We start from the raw sequence: 20,332 nt of genomic DNA, 5'->3' as shown, positions 1-20,332 counted from the left end.
GGAAAGGCCATTTGTTTCAAAGCAAAAAAGTTAATAAAATCAATTGCTTTCCCTTGATTATTTTTGTTGTTATAAAACAGAATAAAAAAATGGGTGTAACAGTGAAACGCTTTCACTGATTGGTTTTTTGAGACTAATTCAAAGAGGTGAATGAATCATGGCAAAAACAAAACAAGCTGCCGTCTTTGGCAAAGCGGAAGTCAGCCTGAAACCGTTAGAGCCGTTTGCCATCCTTTCTCCGGAAGGGGAAGTGATCAATGAAGAACACATGCCGGAGTTAAGCGATGAACAGTTGAGAGAATTAATGAGAAGAATGGTCTTTACCCGTACATGGGATCAGCGTGCGGTCAGCCTCGCCCGCCAAGGACGCCTGGGGTTCTACGCGCCGGTTTCCGGGCAGGAAGCCACGATGATTGGAAGCGAATACGCTTTGAATAAAGATGATTTTATTTTGCCGGGTTACCGGGATATCCCGCAAATTTACTGGCATGGCTATCCGATGTACCAAGGGTTCCTGTGGTCCCGCGGCCATCAGCACGGCGGGGAAATTCCGGAAGATGTGCACGTCCTGGTTCCCCAAATCATTATCGGGGCGCAATATGTGCAAACATCCGGTGTGGCCATGGCGTTTAAACGCCGCGGGGAAAAACGCGTTGCCATCACCTTCACCGGTGACGGAGGAAGTTCCCAAGGGGATTTCTATGAAGCAATGAACTTTGCCGGCGCTTATCAATTGCCCGCCATTTTTGTCGTGCAAAATAACGGTTATGCAATCTCCACACCGTTCCGCAAACAAACAGCGGCAAAATCCGTCGCACAAAAAGGGGTCGCTGCCGGTATTCGCAGCGTGCAAGTGGACGGAATGGACGTCCTGGCCGTGTACCGTGTGGTGAAAGATGCCGCCGACCGTGCCCGCAACGGTGAAGGACCGACCTTGATCGAGGCCATCAACTACCGTCTCGGAGCGCACTCCATGTCCGGTGACGATCCGTCCCGTTACCGTCCGGAAGATGAACCGGGACAATATGAAAAAATCGAGCCGTTGGTTCGTTTCCGCAAATACTTGCAATCTAAAGGACTGTGGACGGAAGAAGACGAAAACCAAGTGATTGAGGAAGCAAAACAAACCGTTTCCGAAGAAATTAAAAAAGCGGATAAATATGAGAAAATGACCATTTCTGGTTTGATTGACTCCATGTTTGAAGTCACGCCTCCGAACCTTGAAAGACAAAAAGCGGAATATACAAAGGAGGGGAAATAAGCCATGCCACAAATGACAATGGTAAAAGCAATTAATGATGCACTTCGTGTCGAGTTAAAACGGGACCCGAACGTACTCTTGTTTGGGGAAGACGTGGGGAAAAACGGCGGTGTGTTCCGTGTCAGTGACGGATTGCAAAAAGAATTCGGGGAAGATCGCGTCTTTGATACACCGCTTGCCGAATCCGGAATCGGCGGTTTGGCAGTCGGTCTTGCCAGCCAAGGATTCCGTCCGGTTGCTGAAATCCAATTTATCGGTTTTATCTTTGAAGCCATGGATTCGATTTGTGTACAAGCTCCCCGCTTGCGTTACCGGACCGGCGGCCGTTTTCATGCCCCGATCGTGTTCCGCGCACCGCTTGGCGGAGGAGTAAAACCGCCGGAACTTCACGGGGATCCGTTGGAAGGATTGCTCACCCAAACACCAGGGTTGAAAGTGGTTATGCCTTCCAATCCGTATGATGCCAAAGGATTGATGATTTCGGCCATTCGGGACAATGACCCGGTATTCTTCCTGGAACACTTGAAACTTTACTTCTCGCAAAAAGCAGACGTTCCGGAAGGGGAATACACCGTTCCGATCGGTAAAGCCAACGTGGTTCGGGAAGGTTCCGATGTCACGGTGATCACGTACGGTGCCATGGTTCATACATCCTTGAAAGCGGCAGAGCAACTGGAAAAAGAACGCGGAACCAAAGTGGAAGTGATCGATCTTCGCACGCTCAGCCCGCTGGATACCGAAACCATCATCCAATCGGTGGAAAAAACGGGACGTGCCGTGGTGGTACAGGAAGCTCAAAGATCTTCCGGAATTGCGGCAGAAGTGATTGCTCAAATCAATGAACATGCCATCTTGAAACTGGAAGCACCGGTCAAACGGATTGCTCCTCCGGATACCGTCATCGCATTCCCGATGATCGAAGACCAGTGGATTCCGGATGTCAAACGCGTGGTGGAAGGAATTACCGAAGTACTCGACTTCTGATTGTAAAAAAGTGTGCCGGAAAGACACATACCGATGGATGCGGTGGTTTCGACATCACCGCGTCCTTTCTTAAACATGAAAACAGAAAAGGAGGCTATTTTCGTGGCAGCATATCAATTTAAACTGCCGGATGTGGGCGAAGGAATTCATGAAGGCGAAATCGTGACACTGCACGCCAAAGAAGGAGACACCATCCAGGAATTTGACATTTTTGCCGAAGTGCAAACTGATAAAGCCGTTGTGGAAATCCCCTCTCCGGTATCGGGGACGATCAAAGAGATCAAAGTCAAAGAAGGGGATGTGGTGCTCGTCGACTCGGTGATTGCCATCATCGATGCAGAAGGAGATTTCGAAGAAGCAGAGGTGGCAGAAGAAGACGCGGCTGAAGAGACGGCAGCACCGGCTCAGGAAGCCAAGGAAGAGAAAAAAGCGGCTCCGGAGCAAGCCGGCAACAAACGGAATGTATCGGCGATGCCGTCTGTCCGCAAATTGGCGCGTGAGTTGGGAGTCGACATCACCCAGGTAACCGGAACCGGAAAACATGGCCGGATTTTGGCCGAAGACGTCAGACGGTTTGCAGAAGGCGGGCAAGCTGAAGCGGCAGCCCAACCGGAAACGCAACCGGTTCAAGGGAAAACCGTGGAGCCAAAAACACCGGTGGAAACCAGAGGGGACGAAGAACGCATTCCGCTGCGCGGCATCCGTCGCACCATCGCCAAACGCATGGTGGAAAGCAAACATACCGCTCCTCATGTCACCTTGATGGACGAAATCGATGCAACGGAATTGATGGCCATCCGCAAGTGGGGAAAAGAAGTGGCGCAAGAACGCGGAATCAAATTGACCTACCTGCCGTTCATGATCAAAGCGGCCATCGCTGCATTGCGTGAGTTCCCGGAACTGAATGCGTCCATCGATGAAGAAAGAGAAGAGATTGTCATCAAAAAATACTATAACATCGGTCTGGCCACCGCGACCGACCATGGTTTGATGGTGCCGGTCATTGAAGATGCCGATCGCAAATCGCTTTTCGAACTCGCTCAGGAAATCACCGAAAAAGCAACCAAAGCACGTGAAATGAAACTGGATCCCAGCGAATTGAAAGGCAGCACCTTTACCATTTCCAACCTCGGCGGATACGGGGCTCAATTCTTCACCCCGATCATCAACTATCCGGAGGTGGCCATCCTGGGCGTCGGAACCATCCAGGAAAAACCGGTGGTTCGTGACGGAGAGATTGTCATCCGCCCGCAAATGTTTGCATCTTTGAGCTTTGACCATCGTCTGGTGGATGGCGATTTGGCTGCACAATTTATGCGTCGGTTCAAACAGTTGATGGAAAATCCAAAACTCTTAATGATGGAGATGAGCTGATATGGTAGTGGGAGATCTTGCACAAGAAGTCGATGTTCTGGTGATCGGAGCCGGTCCGGGTGGATATGTGGCAGCCATTCGTGCCGCACAACTGGGACGCAAAGTGACCATTGTCGATAAAGATGCTTTGGGCGGCGTGTGCTTGAACCGTGGTTGTATTCCGTCTAAAGCTTTGATCACCGCTTCTGAACGTTTCTTGTCCATCAAAGAAGCGGATCAGATGGGGATCGAAGTTTCAGGGGATGTCAATGTGAACATGCCGGAACTCATGAAATGGAAAGACGGCGTTGTGAAAAAGTTGACCGGCGGTGTGAAATCGCTGTTGCAAGGAAACAAAGTGGAGATCATCAGCGGAGAAGCATACTTTAACGGCACCGATTCGGTCCGGGTTGTGACGGACGATTCCAGCCAGACTTATAAATTTAACGATGTGATTATTGCAACGGGATCCCGTCCGGCTGAACTTCCGATTCTCCGGTTTGATGGAAAACGGATCCTTTCCTCCACCGAAGCGCTGCAATTGCAAGAAGTTCCCGGACGCTTGGTGGTTGTGGGCGGCGGTTACATTGGTCTGGAATTGGGTACCGCTTATGCGAAACTGGGTGCAGAAGTCACCATTTTGGAAGGAGCCAAATCCATTCTCCCCGGAAGCGATCCGGCATTGACAAAAATGGTGATGCGCCGCTTGAAACAACTGGGCGTCAACGTTATGACGGAAGCCATGGTTCAAGGTGGCGAAAACAAAGGCGAAGAAGTGGAAATCAAAGCCACGGTCGGCGGGGAAGAAAAAACATTTACCGCAGACTATTGCCTGGTTGCGGTCGGTCGGAAACCGAACACCGACGAATTGGGATTGGAATACGCTCAAGTGGAACTGGATGAACGCGGCTTTATTAAAATCGACAATCAATGCCGCACCAATGTGGATCACATCTATGCCATCGGAGATTGCGCCGGAGGTGCACTGTTGGCCCACAAAGCCAGCTACGAAGGAAAAGTGGCTGCGGAAGCCATTGCTGGAATGAACAGCGTCATTGACTATCAAGCCATGCCGTTTGTTGTCTTCTCCGATCCGGAAATTGCTTACACCGGCCTGACGGAAGAAGAAGCCAAAGAACAAGGCTATGATCCGGTGGTCAGCCGCTTTGCCTTCCAGGCAAACGGACGCGCTTTGTCGATGAATCAGGCTGACGGTTTCGTCAAAATCGTCGCCGACTCCGAAACCAAACAGGTTTTGGGCGTTCAAATTGTTGGTCCGGAAGCCTCCACATTAATCGGAGAAGCCGTTTTTGCCGTGGAAATGGGTGCCAACGCAGAAGATCTTTCTTTGACGATTCATGCGCATCCGACCTTGACCGAAACAATCATGGAAGCGGCCGAAGGCGTCTTGGGCCACGCCATCCATATGGTGAACCGGTAAGCTTTTCGGACCCGGTGCCCCGTGAAAGATTCACGGGGCACTTTTTTGGCGAGATTTGACGGAAATTTAAAAATAATCGAGATTTAAACTGCTTGGGGACTTTTCGTATTATAATGGGAAGGGAATATTTCTGAAAATAATCTTTTTTGGTCTGGCAATTCATGCATGGTTAAGGGTGAAGCAGATGAATTGGTATCATCGATGGGCTCAGTTGTTTCTGAAGGTTTGCAATGGTTGGCGCGGAACTGTTGCCGTAAAAATGGGTGAGTTGATTCCTTCTCTCAAACACAAAAATATTTATGTCAGGCACCAAAAGCCGGAAAACTTGTCACCCCCTCAATTAAACACCATTTTCCACATCATGGATCAGATTGCGGGAAGCAAAGGGGAAGTGACGAAAGAGGAACAAAAAGCGTTTGTCCAATACCAGAAAAGTTTTTTAAACAAGCGGATCTTGCAAGAGTGGAAAAAGATCCGGCCGGGCATTTATGTCCGGCAACACGGAGTCGCACAGGATGAGTTGATGGAGGCGGCTTTTTTGAAAATGAAACCCATTCTGTACAAAAGTTTTTATGAATCCTGTCAGGGACAGGCCGTGGTGATCAACGCATTTACGTTACGTGCATTTGTTTGGAATCATGAATACCTTACGCGGAAATTTGGGTTGGTCGAGGATCACCAATATTGGCTGGAGATTTTGGAGATGATCGACGATATCAAGAAAAATGCCTTTCAGACAAAGAAAAAATCGCTATTTTGATCTCAAAAAGGGGAGAAAGAGATGAAAACCTCCATTCAAATTGAAGTGCGGCCGACGGAAATCGACGTCATGGGGCATGTGAATAATGCGAAATATTTAGAGTATATGGAATGGAGCCGTGAAGATTGGTACAACAAAATGGGACTCCCGTTTGATGTGTTTACGGAGATGGGAGTGGGAACAGTGACTGTCAACATAAACATTAACTATCGGAAGGAAGCGTTGTTGGGGCAAAAGCTGGTGATATCCACAGAGCCTGTCCGGAAAGGAAGAACCAGTTTTGTGCTCAAACATGAAATTTATAATGAACAAGGGGAGAAAGTGGCGGATGCGGAAGTGACCAGTGTCACGATCGACCTGAAAAAAAGAAAATCGGTTGCATTGCCCGAACCATTGGCCAAAATTTTTACATAAAAAACAAGGCAGGGGAAAACCCTGCCTTCATTTTGCGTTTGTCCGGAGTTCCCTTAACTCCTCCAGTATCCCTTCGATTTCCATCATCGTCAGCCGGCCTTCTTTTTTCCGGATCAGTTGATGGATTTCCAACAATTCATCATATTGATCCAAGCAGAAATCTTCCGGTCTGATGATGGATGCATTGACCAATCTCAGGTTGCTTTTGATTTCTTCGACAATTTGTTCCAGATTTTCCTTGCTGGGCGTGCCAGAATTCAAATTTGCTCCATCCTCTCTGCCGTTTTTTAAAGGAGTGAAAATCCGTGGAGCCTTATTCCCCTTTATATATTGCCTTTTTTCATTATTTTAACACGGTCTGTGACTACTATGTATGCCACGATATGTTGGAAGAGCTGTGGCTCGAAGAGGGCAGGGAACCGTTTTACCAAGGATTGCTCCAAGTGGCTGTCGGATTGTACCATTTGCAAAACGACAACCGGAACGGAGCTTTAAAATTGCTCACCAGTGCTTTGGAAAAGCTGTCGCTTTATCCGGAGAAAGAGTGGATGGGGATCAACTTGGACCGGTTAAAACGGGATGTGAAAAAGGTAATCGCCTTTTTAAACGGAAATGCCCGTTTGGATGCCGTCCCGGAGCGGATCGTGATCGAACTGACGGACCCGGTGTTAAGAAAGGAAGTGGTCAAGATGGAAAATCAGGACCATTAAGGCTTCCGTTGTGTCCGTTCAGTGTTTAAACACTTGTTGCTTGATCAAGGCCAGACATTCGCGTGCTTTATGGTACGGAAGGAATAATACCTTGGAATGAACGGGCGAAGCTGTCACTTCCAGGCCGGCTTGCCGGGCATAATTCAAAGCCCGCAACATGTGATAGTCATGGGTGATGACGGTGATCTTCTCAAACCCCGTCCGTTTGATGATTTGCGCAGAATACAGCAGGTTTTCCCTGGTGTTGGAAGAACGGTCTTCCAGAAGAAGATGGGCGGGGGAAACCCCGCGTTCCACCAGGTAGTTTTTCATTCCTTCCGCTTCTGTGATCCCGTTGTTGCCCAGTCCCCCGGATAAAATGAGATAATCCACTCTCCCTTGCCTGTACAATTGCAAAGCAAGCTCCAAACGCTCCCTCAGGGCCGGGCTCGGCTGTTGATTCCATAATGCCGCTCCCAACACGATTCCGACTTGTGCATGTTCCTCCGGCGGATCTTTATGATCAAAACGGGAAACCCATTGCCACAGGTGAACGAAGACAAAAACCCCGCAGAAAAAAAGGGCGGACAGCCATCCGAACCAAAACCATTTGCTTGTCAGCATGATTCCCCTCTCCGTTTTTTTGTGTCTCTGTTATTATTTCATGCAATCGGGCAGTCGGGCATGCGTGGCGGATGTTGATGGGTCAAAGAAAATTTTCTGCGGACCGGATCATAATCGATCTTTAAGCCTTGGATCCATTCCTTTTCGCCGGCTTGCCACATGAACGGGATGCCTTTGATGTTTTCTTGTTCACAGGCCGGATCCGTTTCCGTGATTTCGAGGGCATAAACCGGGCTGTTGCACCCGGAAGTGAGAGAAACAATCTTCACCCCCAACGGATGGTTTTCCGACTGCTGCTCCTGGTAAAGCAGCCAGTGCAGTTTCCCGGCCGCCAAATCGGAAATCTCCATACTCAATGGATGCTCACTCCTTGAAATGCATTCTTCATCAATATAGCAAAAATCCGGGGGACATGAAAGAAAAGGGGAAGAGGGCATTTTCGTCCGTTTCCTGTGCTGAGCTAACTCAATAACGGAATGGCTTGCCTCTTGGTTTTCCAGCATGATAAGGTGAAAGTGAAATATAAATAATATTGCGTTTACAAGGAAAATTCCGAAAGGAGCCATCTGTGGTGAATGGAAAGAGGCAAGAGATCCGCGCTCCGCGGGGAACGGATTTAAGAACCAAGGGGTGGGTTCAAGAAGCCGCTTACCGGATGTTGATGAATAATTTGGATCCGGAGGTGGCGGAGCGTCCCGAAGAGCTGGTGGTGTACGGGGGAATGGGAAAAGCCGCCCGGAATTGGGAATGTTTTAATGCGATCCTGCGCTCGCTGAAAGCGTTGGAAAATGACGAAACGTTACTGATTCAATCCGGAAAGCCGGTGGCGGTTTTCAAGTCGCATCCGGATGCGCCGCGGGTCTTGCTGGCCAATTCCAATCTGGTTCCGGCTTGGGCTGATTGGGAGACCTTTCGTGACCTGGAACAAAAAGGCTTGATCATGTACGGGCAAATGACGGCAGGAAGCTGGATTTACATCGGGACCCAGGGGATTTTGCAAGGGACGTATGAAACGTTTGCCGAAGCCGCAAGGAAACACTTCGGAGGCAGTTTGAAAGGCACGGTCACGGTCACTGCCGGGTTGGGCGGAATGGGAGGCGCGCAACCGCTTGCCGTCACCATGAACGAAGGGGTGATCATTGCGGTCGAATGCGATCCTTCCCGCATCCGGCGAAGAATCCAAACGGGTTATCTGGACAGGGAAACGGACAGTCTGGATGAAGCGATCCGCATGGCGGAAGCGGCCAAACAAAAAGGCAAACCCTTGTCCATCGGACTCGTGGGAAATGCCGCCGAATGTCTCCCTGAAATGGTGAAACGGGGGTTTATTCCGGATTTGGTGACCGACCAAACCTCGGCTCATGATCCGTTGAACGGTTATTACCCTGCCGGGATGACTTTGGAAGAATGCGAGCGGCTTCGCAAGACCGATCCGAAGCAATATATCCGAAAAGCCAAGGCAAGTATCGCCGGACACGTCAAGGCGATGTTGGCGATGAAAGAACGGGGGGCGGTTGCCTTTGATTACGGAAACAACATCCGGCAGGCCGCTTTTGATGAAGGAGTGAAAGAAGCGTTTTCCATCCCCGGATTCATCCCGGCTTTTATCCGGCCGCTGTTTTGTGAAGGAAAAGGTCCGTTTCGCTGGGTGGCCTTGTCCGGCGATCCGGAAGACATTTATAAAACGGATGAAGTGATCAAACGGGAATTTAAAGACCAGCCCTCTTTGGTGCGCTGGATCGATTTGGCCCGCAAGAAGGTGCAATTTCAAGGCTTGCCGGCCCGTATTTGTTGGCTGGGTTACGGCGAAAGAGTGCGATTCGGACGAATCATCAATGAAATGGTGGCATCGGGCGAACTGAAGGCGCCGGTTGTCATCGGACGGGATCATTTGGACTGCGGTTCGGTGGCCTCTCCCAATCGTGAAACCGAAGCAATGAAAGATGGCAGTGATGCGATTGCAGATTGGCCGCTGTTGAATGCATTGATCAATGCGGTCAACGGGGCAAGCTGGGTGTCCATCCATCATGGTGGCGGTGTCGGGATGGGTTATTCGATCCACGCGGGCATGGTGGTGGTGGCAGACGGCAGCAAAGAGGCGGCGAGGCGCCTGGAAAGGGTGTTGACCTCCGATCCGGGCACGGGGATCGTGCGCCATGTGGACGCCGGATATGAAAAGGCGGTCGAAACGGCGAAAAAGCACGGGATTCAGATTCCGATGATGGAGTGAGGGAAATGGAGAAGTGGCTGATTACCGGAGCAAACCAATTGCTTACGTTGCAAGGGGCCGGCAAACACCCGAAAACCGGGAAAGCAATGAATGATCTGGGCATCATCGAAGATGGGGCGGTGGCTGTTGAAAAAGACACGATCATTGCCGTCGGGACCCGCAACGAAGTGGAGAGTGAAGCGCGGAAACGATGGGGTTCATGGGAAAAGGTGAACCATTGGGATGCGACGGGAAAAGTCATCATGCCGGGGCTCATTGATCCGCACACCCATTTGGTGTATGCCGGTTCCCGTGAAGATGAGCTGAACATGCGCTTAAACGGGAAAACCTATTTGGAGATCTTGGAGGCCGGCGGCGGAATTTTGTCAACCACCCAAAGAACACGGGCAGCGAGTGCCGATGAATTGGCGGAGCAAGCCAAAGCGAGGCTGGACCGGTTTTTAAAGAACGGGGTGACCACCGTTGAAGCGAAAAGCGGATACGGGCTGTCCCTGGAACATGAACTGAAACAGCTCAGAGTGGCCAAACGATTGAATGAGGAGCATCCGGTGGAGATCGTATCCACTTTTATGGGGGCGCATGCGATCCCGAAGGAGTACCAACAACAACCGGATGCGTATGTCAGGCTCATCACGGACGAGATGATACCGCGGGTGGTTTCGGAGCATTTGGCTGAATTTTGCGATATTTTTTGCGAAAGAGGCGTGTTTACCGTCGGACAGTCTGAAATGATCCTCCGGGCGGCCAAAGCGGCCGGCCTGATCCCGAAGATTCATGCGGACGAAATCGAACCGACGGGTGGGGCGGAACTCGCTGCCCGCATCGGTGCCATTTCCGCGGACCATTTGCTGAAAGCGTCCGATGAAGGAATCCGCGCACTCGCCAAAGCGAAAGTGGTGGCGGTCTTGCTTCCGGGAACGGCCTTTTTCCTGATGGCCCCCTTTGCCGACGGGCGAAAGATGATTGATGCCGGGGTGCCGGTGGCCTTGTCGACGGATTGCAATCCGGGCTCTTCCCCGACCGAATCCTTGCTTTTGATGATGAATCTGGCTTGTTTTCACATGAAGATGACCCCGGCAGAGGTGATTACAGCGGTGACCGTCAATGCCGCTCATGCCATCGGCCGGGCGGACCGGATCGGAAGTCTGGAGCCCGGCAAGCAAGCGGATTTGGTTGTATTCGATGTGCCCAACTATCTGCATTTGACGTATCATTACGGATCCAATGACGTGGAACGAGTGATGAAAAAAGGAAAATGGGTTGTTTAGGGAGGAAGGAAGGATGAACTTTCGTTATTTGAATCCGCCCCCCTTTGTCCACCGTGTTCAGACGGCTGATCCCAATGATCCGAAAGTGAGTGAGTGGATCCGGCCGTGGAACGGGAAAGAAACCATGGATGTCGGAGTCATCGGAGTCCCTTTGTCCCGTTCTTCCATCAGCGCTTCGGGAGCGAGTGAAACGCCGTGGGCCGTCCGGCAAAGCTGGAAAAGCTTTTCCACCTATGATGTGGATCATGATGCCGATTTAACCCGCTTGAATGTGCGGGATCTGGGCGATGTCCGCATGCATGTGACGGATATCCCGCTTTGCCATCATTACATTGAAAAAGGAATGGAAGAAGTTTATGAAAAGACACAGAAACAGGACTTCTTTTTGCCGGTGATCATCGGAGGGGACCATTCCATCACGTGCCCGTCGGTCAAGGCATGGAAAAAAGCCCGTCCGCCCGGCAAGACCGGTCTGCTCCAGTTTGACACGCATTTTGACGTGCGGAGCTTGGAAAGCGGAGGTCCGAGCAACGGGACGCCGGTTCGCGGATTGTTGGAATCCGGCACACTGGAAGGAAAAGAGATTGTCCAAATCGGCATCCACGGCTTTGCTAATTCCCGGATCTACCGCCAATATGCAGAAGAAAAAGGAATCACTTTTTATACCATGCATCAAATCTGGAAAAAAGGATTTCCTGCGGTCTTTGAAGAAGCTCTGTCCAAATTGACTGAATTGGTGGATTCCATCTATGTGACCGTGGATATGGATGTGCTTGATCTTTCATTTCTGCCGGGTTCCCCCGGATCCCATCCCGGCGGTTTGTATTCGCGGGAATTGTTTGAGGCCATGTTCCGGCTGGGGGAAGAACCGAAAGTCAAGGCATTGGATATTGTTTGCCTGGATCCCATGCGGGATGTGGGATCGGTGTCGGTCAAAACGGCAACCCACACTATGCTTTCCTTCCTTTCCGGGGTGTTGAGCCGGAAGTCGGGTTCATCAGAAGAATAAAAACCCCGATTTTTGAAAAAAACGGGCCTTTTCGACAGAGAAACAGAGCCCCTTCCATTTGTGAAGGGGGATGTTTATTTTTTTTGTTTTCAAACAGTGTTAAGATAAAGAAGATGACTTTTTAAAGGAGGAAATGCTCATGGCCATCGAACGAAAAGGTGCTGTAACATTTAAAGGAAACCCGGTCACTTTGCTTGGCCCGGAGTTGAAAGTCGGGGACCAAGCCCCGGATTTTAAAGTGTTGGCAAATGATTTGTCCGAAGTCACACTTGCGGACAGCAAAGGGTTTGTCCGGATTATCAGTGTGGTTCCGTCTCTGGATACAGGAGTTTGTGATGCGCAAACCCGCCGTTTCAACGAAGAAGCGGGCGGCATTGACGGGGTGAAAGTACTGACCGTCAGTGTGGACCTGCCTTTCGCCCAAAAACGCTGGTGCGGGGCGGCCGGTGTGGAAAATGTGCAAACTCTTTCCGATCACCGCGATTTGTCGTTTGGAACGGCTTACGGTGTCGCCATTAAAGAAATGCGTTTGTTGGCCCGGGCCGTGTTTGTGGTGGATCAAAATGATCAGATCGTCTATGTGGAATACGTACCGGAATCCACCAATCATCCGGATTATGAAGCGCCGATTCTTGCCGCCAAAAAAGCATTGAACCAATAAATCCATATGCAAAAAAGGCTCGGCGATGACCGCTGAGCCTTTTCAGCATGGAATGGAGGTCGAATCGGGGATGGCACACGAATCCCGTTTGTTTATCGCCGTGAAATTACCGCCGGAAGTGAAACGGCATTTGGCCCGGGGAAGTGACATGTTGAAGCGACAATGCGATTTTTCCCGCTGGGTCTTTGAAGAGGATTACCATATTACGCTTCAATTTTTGGGCGATGTCAACCCGGAGAAAAAAGAACAAATTTTAAGCGCCTTGCCCCGTTGTGCCCAAGGAACGGAACCGTTTTCTTTAAAACTGTCCGGTCTCGGGACGTTTGGCAGGGAACATCAGCCGCGCATTTTGTGGGCCGGTGTTTCGGGAGATCTTGACGCTTTGTACCGCTTGCAAAAACAAGTGGTCCGGACGATGGAACCGCTCGGCTTTCCGGCTGAAAAACGGGCATACCGCCCCCATGTCACGATTGCCCGCAAATGCCGGCAGCCAAACTTTACACTGACGCCCGGGATGAGTTCCATCTTCCAAAACATCGAATGGCGGGTCCGGCAAATTGCGTGCTATGAGACGAAGTTGGGGCGGCAGCCGATGTATGAACCGGTGGGTCTTTTTTCCCTTGACCGGAATTATTGATAGAGGGAAGAGCCTTTTTTCTTAAATTCCCGGGCTTTTTCTTTCATCCCTTTTTTGGCGGCCTCTTCCAGGGTCAATCCTTGTTTGTCCGCATATTCCCGGATATCTTGCGTGATTTTCATACTGCAAAATTTGGGGCCGCACATCGAGCAGAAGTGGGCGGTTTTTGCCGGCTCGGCCGGTAAGGTTTCATCATGGAATTCTCTTGCCCGGACCGGATCCAGGGACAAATTGAACTGATCCACCCACCGGAATTCAAACCGTGCTTTGGACAACGCATCATCCCGTTTTTGCGCTCCCGGATGCCCTTTGGCCAGATCGGCGGCATGGGCGGCGATTTTATATGCGATGACCCCTTCTTTTACGTCTTGTTTGTTGGGGAGCCCCAGATGTTCTTTCGGAGTCACATAGCAAAGCATGGCGGTGCCATACCAGCCGATCATCGCCGCACCGATGGCAGACGTGATGTGGTCATAGCCGGGGGCGATATCCGTGGTCAGCGGCCCCAGGGTGTAAAAAGGAGCTTCTTGACACAGTTTTTGCTGAATATCCACGTTTTCTTTAATTTTATGCATGGGGATATGTCCCGGTCCTTCGATCATCACCTGCACATCGTGTTCCCATGCAATTTGGGTCAGTTCCGCCAGCGTTTCCAGTTCGGCGAATTGGGCTTTGTCGTTGGCATCGGCAATCGATCCCGGACGCAAGCCGTCACCGAGAGAAACGCAAATGTCATAAGCTTGCAGAATTTCGCAGATCTCGCGGAAGTGTGTGTATAAAAAGTTTTCCTCATGATGGGCCAGACACCATGCGGCCATGATCGAACCGCCGCGCGAGACAATTCCGGTGGTGCGTTCGGCCGTGAGCGGGATGTAATGGAGCCGCACGCCGGCATGGATGGTAAAGTAATCCACCCCTTGTTCGGCTTGTTCGATCAAGGTGTCGCGGTAAATTTCCCATGTCAAGTCTTCCGGAACCCCGTTGACCTTTTCGAGTGCCTGGTAAATGGGAACAGTTCCAACCGGAACCGGTGAATTGCGGATGATCCATTCCCGGGTGTTGTGAATGTTTTTTCCGGTCGATAAATCCATGATGGTATCGGCTCCCCATAAGGTGGCCCAGGTCATTTTTTCAACTTCTTCCTCAATGGAAGAGGAAACCGCGGAATTTCCGATGTTGGCATTGATTTTGACATGGAAGTTTTTGCCGATGATCATCGGTTCGGATTCCGGATGATTGATATTGGCGGGGATGATGGCCCGGCCGCTGGCGACTTCTTGCCGCACGAATTCGGGATCCAACTGTTCGCGAATGGCGACAAACTCCATTTCCGGCGTGATGATTCCCTTTTTGGCATAATGCATCTGGGTGACGATTTTTCCGGGTCTTGCTTTTAACGGGTGTTTGTTGGGATGAGGAAATGATTCAAGCGTTTTTGCCTTTTCCTCCGAGCGGTATCCATTGTCGACGGGCTGGACCGGGCGGCCTTTGGTTTCTTCCACGTCGCCCCGTTCCAAAATCCAGTTTCTTCGCAATTTTGGCAATCCTCGTCTCAAATCAATGGATGCTTCCGGATCGGTGTAAGGCCCGCTTGTGTCATAGATGCGGAGAGGTTCATTGGCACGGGTTCCGCGCCAGTCGGTGGTGGGGGAAAGGGAAATTTCCCGCATGGGAACGAGGAGATCGGGTCTGGACCCTTTGACATAAACTTTTTTGCTGTTCGGATAGAAATAACGTTCCATCAATATTGCCCTCCTTTGGTGATTGCAACCAGTGGCCAAAACGGACGAAGGGCGAATACGACACAAAAAAACCATACACCTGATGCGTATGGATCGGGGAAGTGATCAAAACGATGAGGGGACACGAGTCCCGTCATCTTCCCTACGCTGGCATTACCCAGATCAGGTACACGGTCGGCGGCAGAATTCTCCGCCCTCTCAGCCTGGCTGACTCCAAGCTCCCGTTTTTTGACCCTATTTAGTTGCTGTCCCTTTCAAGCTATCACAGATTTCACGGGAGGTCAATCGCCAAAGAATAAATTTATATAAAAGAAGAAGAAAAACAAACGGGATCCCCATTCGGTTGGAATCTGTTATTTTTGAAGGTTTTTTGTCACGATTTTGCAATATATTCACAATCCTCATTTTAGACAGGATATTTTTTGTCCGTTATACTTAAATTAAACAAACCCTGAATCAGGGGATATCTTCCATTTTTGGTTGAATGTGAAAATCCTTGGAAAAGATCTTTGTTTTTTGTACCTGTGAGAGGTTGGAGAAAGGGTGCATGAAAATTGAGAATAGAGTGGCATCACGTGCGGAAAGTTTTTGGTCAAAAGGCGCAGGTTTCACGTATGAGGATGACGGGGCTCATAGATTTTTCCGCTTCCGTCCGGGAAGGGGTGACGGCCTTGTTGGGCCCTGCGGGTTCGGGAAAAACAACGTTGTTGAAGCTGACCGCCCTGAAAATGGTTCCGGATGACGGCAGGATTGTTTTTTTCTCCCATAAAAAAGAACCGCATGTCTGGTCGAAAGGGAAAATGTTGCATTCCGGCCTTTCAGACCTTTCCTTTCTCAAATCACTGATTCACTATACCCCGCATGTCCAACGGTTGAACCAGGATACCACCATCGAGTCTTCACTCTTCATGCATGCGCAGTTGATGCGCGTTCCAAATCCCAGGAAAAAAATTGCGGAAATCATTGCAAAATGGGGATTGGCCGGTTATCGGAAAGTGCCTCTGTACGAACTTTCCGGAGCGGTTTTGAAAAGGTTTTTGTTGGCCCGCAGCCTGATTGTGCCCGCCCCGATCTGGATCATGGATGAGCCGACGGAAGGATTGGATCCATGGGGACGTTATTTGTTGATGCACGAATTGAAAAAACGCAAAAGAGGACAAATTACCTTGTTTGCGACCACCACAGACATGGACTTGGCAGAATGCGCAAATGATTTGATGTTGTTGGAATCGGGAGCTTGCAGGCGCCTGGGGAGTCGAAAGATTTTGACATCCGGTGTCACGGAGGGAACGGTACAGGCTTGGTACGAAGCGATGCAAGCTTTTTCTTATCTTAGAAAAGAACATCACTTTTAATTTTAATGACGTTCAGCGAAGAGAGAGAATATATTGTATAAATGAAACGAGGGCGAGGGTGTGAAGAGCGTGGACAATGAAATCACTTTGCCCTTTTTTCGTATCTGTATTTATAATGGAATGAAAATCGTTTCTGAGGGGGAGGAGAGCGGAAATGAGCATTGATGAACGGATCGACAAGTTCCTACATAGCGACAGGAAAGCTCCGCTGCCTTATGCGGTTGGTGATATAGTCAAGGTTCGCATCACCCGGATCATGGATTACGGCGCCTTTGTCGTGACCAAGGATGAACATATGGCTTCGGGACTGATCCATATATCCCAAATTCCCGACGGGGTGACCGTGGAAGTCAACCAGGTGATGGATGCCGAGGTGCGGCAAGTGAAGGAAGACCATAAAGTAGAGTTCAGTTTGATGTATATGGATAAAAGAGACAATCCTTTTCGATTATTGGAAAATGTCAAAAATGAACTCCCCAAAAAAGAGGTTCCGCAAGACGAAGTGGATCAAATCATTCAAGACCTTTCCAAAGAATTCGGCGTTGTGTCGGAAGAGTCCAAAACCATTATCAAGGACATGGTCCGGGAAATGGGGGTATATCAATTTACAAAGGCAATGATGAGAACGCTTCCGCAGTTTCAAAGGGACTTGGTTTACCATTTTTTGAAAGAATTAAGCCAAGGGAGGGAACATCTTTGAAACGCGTTCTTACCATTTTTCCTATCATTTGCGGAAGCGGCTGGAAGAACGCTTGAACCGAAAAATCTCCGGACATGAAATTGACCGGATGATCCGGGAGAGCCAGGTGATCTTGGAGACCGACCGCCACCTTTATTTGTACCATCGCGAGCAGGATATTCGCTTTCCTTGCATCCGGGATCAAGACCGCTGGATCATCAAATCGGCCATTGTCAAAGGAATGTGGATGGAAGCCAAAGATTGAGCCTGTCGTTGGATCTCCCCGCCGTTTGTCCCCAAAAAAATCCCCCCGGGAAAGTCCCGGGAGGTTTTTTGTTTCGGGTTATTCAGCTTATTGGTTGTCTTTTAAGATTTGGCGCAGAACCGTTTGCAGGATGCCGCCGTTTTTATAGTATTCCACATCCACAACGCTGTCGAGGCGGACGGTGACTTCAAATTCCGTGGTCTCGCCGTCCGGTTTGGTGGCGCGAACCGTCAGGCATTGCCCCGGTTGGATGTCATCATTCAAGCCGAGGATGTCAATGGTTTCTTTTCCGGTCAGGTTCAATGTTTTCCAGCTTTGCCCTTCTTTGAATTGAAGCGGCAATACGCCCATGCCGACCAGATTGCTGCGGTGAATCCGTTCAAAGCTTTCGGCGATGACAGCTTTTACCCCGAGCAGGTTGGTTCCTTTGGCCGCCCAGTCACGAGAGCTTCCCGTGCCGTATTCTTTTCCGGCAATCACGACGAGTGGCGTGTTTTCTTCTTTGTATTTCATGGCCGCATCATAAATGGACATGACTTGCCCGCTCGGAACATGTTCGGTCACTCCGCCTTCAGAACCGGGCACCATTTGGTTCCGGATCCGGATGTTTGCAAAGGTTCCGCGTGTCATGACCCGGTCGTTCCCGCGTCTGGAACCATATGAGTTGAAGTCTTTTACTTTGACGCCATGTTCTTGGAGATATTTCCCTGCCGGGCTGTTGGGGGCGATGCTTCCGGCCGGCGAAATATGGTCTGTGGTGACGGAATCTCCCAACAGAGCGAGAACACGGGCGTCTTGAATCGGAGCGATTTCTTCCGCTTCCACCGACATATCCACGAAGAACGGCGGTTCTTGAATGTAGGTGGAGTTTTCGTCCCAATCGTAGAGAACGCCTTTGGGAGTTGGCAATTGATTCCAGCGCTCGTTGGCGTCAAACACCCGGCTGTATTGTTTGCGGAATTGTTCCGCGCTGATGGCTTCGCTCATGACCCGGCTGATTTCTTGGGAAGTCGGCCAGATATCTTTGAGATAGACGGGTTGGCCGTCTTTGCCGTGACCGATCGGTTCGGTTTCAAAGTCAATATTGACGGTTCCGGCAAGCGCATAAGCAACAACCAGCGGCGGAGAAGCCAGATAATTGGCTTTTACCAGCGGATGGATGCGTCCTTCAAAGTTCCGGTTTCCGGACAGAACGGAAGCCACTGTCAAATCGTTTTCTTCAATGGCTTTGCTTACATCGTCTGCGAGGGGCCCGCTGTTTCCGATACAGGTGGCACATCCGTAACCGGCAACGGTAAAGCCGAGTTTGGCGAGCGGTTCCAGCAGATTGGCCTGGGCCAGGTATTCGGTGACCACTTTGGAACCGGGTGTCAAACTGCTTTTGACATAAGCCGGTACACTTAAACCTTTTTCGACGGCTTTTTTCGCCACCAAACCGGCTCCCACCATGACGGACGGGTTGGACGTGTTGGTACAGCTGGTGATGGCGGCAATCACCACGGAACCGTGTTTCAGGTCAAAACGGTCATTTTGGCGGGTGACTTGCACGGATTTGCTGATTTCTTCTTCCGTCAGACCAAAGCCGCTTTCATCAATCGGCTTGCGCAAGGTTTCGTTCCAAGCTTCTTTCATTTTGTTCAGTTCAATGCGGTCTTGCGGGCGTCTCGGTCCGGACAGGCTTGGAACCACCGTGCTGAGATCCAGTTCAATGGTGTCCGTGAATACCGGATCCGGAGTGTCATCGGTCCGGAACAAGCCTTGTGCCTGATAGTAAGCTTTGACCAGTTGAATCAGGTTTTCGTCCCGTCCGGTAGTGCGGAGGTAGTTCAAGGATTCTTCGTCAACCGGGAAGAAACCGACTGTTGCACCGTATTCCGGCGCCATGTTTGCCACTGTGGCCCGGTCAGCAAGGTTCAGGTTGGATAAGCCGGGACCGTAGAACTCGACAAATTTGCCGACGACGCCTTTCTTCCTGAGCATTTCTGTGACCGTAAGCGCGAGGTCGGTAGCGGTTGCCCCTTCCGGAAGTTGCCCCGTCAATTTGAATCCGATGACATCCGGGGTGATGAAGTACAATGGTTGCCCCAACATGCAGGCTTCCGCTTCGATTCCGCCAACGCCCCAACCGACGACGCCGAGTCCGTTAATCATGGTGGTGTGGGAGTCGGTTCCGACGAGGGAATCCGGGAATACCACTGTTTCCCCGTTTTCTTCACGGGTTTGTGCGACACGGGCCAGGTATTCCAAGTTCACCTGGTGGACAATTCCGGTTGCGGGCGGAACCGCTTGGAAATTGTCAAGGGATTCAGCAGCCCAGCGAAGCAGGCGGTAGCGTTCTTCATTCCGTTTGAATTCCAGATCCATGTTGTATTGCAGTGCATCTTCAGTTCCGGCACGATCCACCATCACCGAATGGTCGATCACCAGGTCAACCGGAATCAGCGGGTTAATCCGTTTTGGATCGCCGCCCACCCGGCTCATGGCAGAGCGCAATGCCGCCAAGTCCACGACTGCCGGCACACCGGTAAAGTCCTGCAAAACGATGCGGGCCGGTTTAAATCCGATTTCCTTTTTATCCTTGTTTTGGGTCCAGGAAGCCAACTGCTCAATATGTTCCTGGGTGACCGATTTCCCGTCATATTGGCGAAGGGCAGCTTCCAGCAACACTTTGATGGAGAAAGGCAACCGGGAGATTTCTCCGATCCCTTGTTCTTCCAAGCTGTCCAGACGATAGTAAACATATTCTTTGTTGCCCACTTTTAACGTGGAGCGCACATTGTATAAGTCTTTTGCCATGGGAAAACCTCCTTTGAAGAAAGATGAAAAAGCTTTCACATCAGCGGTGGCTGAATGAAAAGCGGGAAAAGTGCAAGGAATAAGGCACGCTGAGGGAGACGTCTTGTTTCATCAGATGAAACTAAGTTCTAAATTCGTCTTCATTATACAATGTTTTTTTAAAC

At 50.4% G+C, this 20,332-nt stretch carries 20 protein-coding genes; 15 read left to right on the top strand and 5 right to left on the bottom strand.

What is annotated here, in order from left to right; genetic code table 11:
- The first annotated feature begins 157 nt into the window (after positions 1-157).
- The 6 genes from pdhA (at position 158) to I8U23_RS06455 (ending at position 6,213) form a co-directional block, all read left to right on the top strand.
- Positions 158-1,261: a pyruvate dehydrogenase (acetyl-transferring) E1 component subunit alpha gene (pdhA, locus tag I8U23_RS06480; protein ID WP_037992965.1), complete on the top strand. Its 1,104-nt coding sequence runs from the start codon at positions 158-160 to the stop codon at positions 1,259-1,261.
- Between the two features lie 3 nt (positions 1,262-1,264).
- Positions 1,265-2,245, top strand: coding sequence for an alpha-ketoacid dehydrogenase subunit beta (locus I8U23_RS06475; protein WP_037992963.1), 981 nt, complete (start codon positions 1,265-1,267; stop codon positions 2,243-2,245).
- A 102-nt stretch (positions 2,246-2,347) separates the two neighbouring features.
- On the top strand, positions 2,348-3,619 hold the full coding sequence (locus I8U23_RS06470; protein ID WP_062843293.1) for a dihydrolipoamide acetyltransferase family protein: 1,272 nt from the start codon (positions 2,348-2,350) through the stop codon (positions 3,617-3,619).
- A gap of 1 nt (position 3,620) precedes the next feature.
- Complete coding sequence (lpdA, locus tag I8U23_RS06465) at positions 3,621-5,039, top strand: dihydrolipoyl dehydrogenase (protein WP_037992959.1); 1,419 nt, start codon at positions 3,621-3,623, stop codon at positions 5,037-5,039.
- 184 nt (positions 5,040-5,223) lie between these two features.
- Positions 5,224-5,799, top strand: coding sequence for a hypothetical protein (locus tag I8U23_RS06460; RefSeq protein WP_037992958.1), 576 nt, complete (start codon positions 5,224-5,226; stop codon positions 5,797-5,799).
- Between the two features lie 21 nt (positions 5,800-5,820).
- A complete protein-coding gene (locus I8U23_RS06455) occupies positions 5,821-6,213 on the top strand; it encodes an acyl-CoA thioesterase (protein ID WP_037992957.1) in 393 nt (130 codons plus the stop codon).
- 27 nt (positions 6,214-6,240) lie between these two features.
- Here the strand turns inward: I8U23_RS06455 and I8U23_RS06450 are convergent, their stop codons facing one another.
- Positions 6,241-6,474, bottom strand: coding sequence for a DUF1128 domain-containing protein (locus tag I8U23_RS06450; RefSeq protein WP_037992954.1), 234 nt, complete (start codon positions 6,472-6,474; stop codon positions 6,241-6,243).
- Positions 6,475-6,518: 44 nt separating this feature from the next.
- Here I8U23_RS06450 and I8U23_RS06445 point away from each other — a divergent pair, with 44 nt between their 5' ends.
- Positions 6,519-6,923: a DUF309 domain-containing protein gene (locus I8U23_RS06445; protein WP_049720540.1), complete on the top strand. Its 405-nt coding sequence runs from the start codon at positions 6,519-6,521 to the stop codon at positions 6,921-6,923.
- Positions 6,924-6,941: 18 nt separating this feature from the next.
- Here the strand turns inward: I8U23_RS06445 and I8U23_RS06440 are convergent, their stop codons facing one another.
- Together I8U23_RS06440 and I8U23_RS06435 are read right to left on the bottom strand one after the other, a co-directional pair.
- Positions 6,942-7,526 carry a YdcF family protein gene (locus I8U23_RS06440; protein ID WP_049720539.1) on the bottom strand — a complete coding sequence of 195 codons (585 nt, stop codon included), beginning with the start codon at positions 7,524-7,526 and terminating at the stop codon, positions 6,942-6,944.
- 38 nt (positions 7,527-7,564) lie between these two features.
- The gene (locus I8U23_RS06435) at positions 7,565-7,882 is read right to left on the bottom strand and encodes a hypothetical protein (RefSeq protein WP_062843295.1); all 318 of its coding nucleotides are present in this window, start codon (positions 7,880-7,882) and stop codon (positions 7,565-7,567) included.
- Between the two features lie 215 nt (positions 7,883-8,097).
- Here I8U23_RS06435 and hutU point away from each other — a divergent pair, with 215 nt between their 5' ends.
- The 5 genes from hutU (at position 8,098) to thpR (ending at position 13,331) form a co-directional block, all read left to right on the top strand.
- A complete protein-coding gene (gene hutU, locus I8U23_RS06430) occupies positions 8,098-9,756 on the top strand; it encodes a urocanate hydratase (protein ID WP_049720538.1) in 1,659 nt (552 codons plus the stop codon).
- Between the two features lie 5 nt (positions 9,757-9,761).
- Entirely contained in the window at positions 9,762-11,024 is a 1,263-nt protein-coding gene (gene hutI, locus I8U23_RS06425; RefSeq protein WP_198050844.1) for an imidazolonepropionase, read from the top strand.
- Positions 11,025-11,037: 13 nt separating this feature from the next.
- The gene (locus I8U23_RS06420) at positions 11,038-12,033 is read left to right on the top strand and encodes an agmatinase family protein (protein WP_037992948.1); all 996 of its coding nucleotides are present in this window, start codon (positions 11,038-11,040) and stop codon (positions 12,031-12,033) included.
- 133 nt (positions 12,034-12,166) lie between these two features.
- Complete coding sequence (tpx, locus tag I8U23_RS06415; protein WP_037992946.1) at positions 12,167-12,694, top strand: thiol peroxidase; 528 nt, start codon at positions 12,167-12,169, stop codon at positions 12,692-12,694.
- 70 nt (positions 12,695-12,764) lie between these two features.
- A complete protein-coding gene (gene thpR, locus I8U23_RS06410) occupies positions 12,765-13,331 on the top strand; it encodes an RNA 2',3'-cyclic phosphodiesterase (RefSeq protein ID WP_037993185.1) in 567 nt (188 codons plus the stop codon).
- On the opposite strand, the gene thiC is transcribed toward thpR, so the two are convergent.
- On the bottom strand, positions 13,325-15,073 hold the full coding sequence (gene thiC, locus I8U23_RS06405; RefSeq protein ID WP_049720536.1) for a phosphomethylpyrimidine synthase ThiC: 1,749 nt from the start codon (positions 15,071-15,073) through the stop codon (positions 13,325-13,327). The two genes, thpR and thiC, sit on opposite strands and share 7 nt — an antisense overlap.
- A 620-nt stretch (positions 15,074-15,693) precedes the next feature.
- Between thiC and I8U23_RS06400 the strand changes: the two genes are divergently transcribed.
- The 3 genes from I8U23_RS06400 to I8U23_RS06390 all read left to right on the top strand — a co-directional run bounded on the left by I8U23_RS06400 (position 15,694) and on the right by I8U23_RS06390 (position 17,372).
- Positions 15,694-16,428, top strand: a complete 735-nt coding sequence (locus I8U23_RS06400) for an ABC transporter ATP-binding protein (protein WP_062843297.1) — start codon at positions 15,694-15,696, stop codon at positions 16,426-16,428.
- A 154-nt stretch (positions 16,429-16,582) separates the two neighbouring features.
- Positions 16,583-17,128 (top strand): S1 RNA-binding domain-containing protein, encoded by a 546-nt coding sequence (locus tag I8U23_RS06395; RefSeq protein ID WP_049720534.1) that lies wholly within the window; start codon positions 16,583-16,585, stop codon positions 17,126-17,128.
- A 52-nt stretch (positions 17,129-17,180) separates the two neighbouring features.
- Positions 17,181-17,372, top strand: a complete 192-nt coding sequence (locus I8U23_RS06390; RefSeq protein ID WP_037992942.1) for a hypothetical protein — start codon at positions 17,181-17,183, stop codon at positions 17,370-17,372.
- A gap of 87 nt (positions 17,373-17,459) precedes the next feature.
- Here I8U23_RS06390 and acnA read toward each other — a convergent pair whose 3' ends face one another.
- Complete coding sequence (gene acnA / locus I8U23_RS06385) at positions 17,460-20,168, bottom strand: aconitate hydratase AcnA (RefSeq protein WP_062843298.1); 2,709 nt, start codon at positions 20,166-20,168, stop codon at positions 17,460-17,462.
- Positions 20,169-20,332 lie beyond the last annotated feature (164 nt).

It is taken from the genome of Thermoactinomyces sp. CICC 10735, assembly GCF_016055175.1.
In the GTDB taxonomy this organism is placed as follows: domain Bacteria; phylum Bacillota; class Bacilli; order Thermoactinomycetales; family Thermoactinomycetaceae; genus Thermoactinomyces; species Thermoactinomyces vulgaris.
This window is presented reverse-complemented; position numbering and strand designations above follow the sequence as displayed.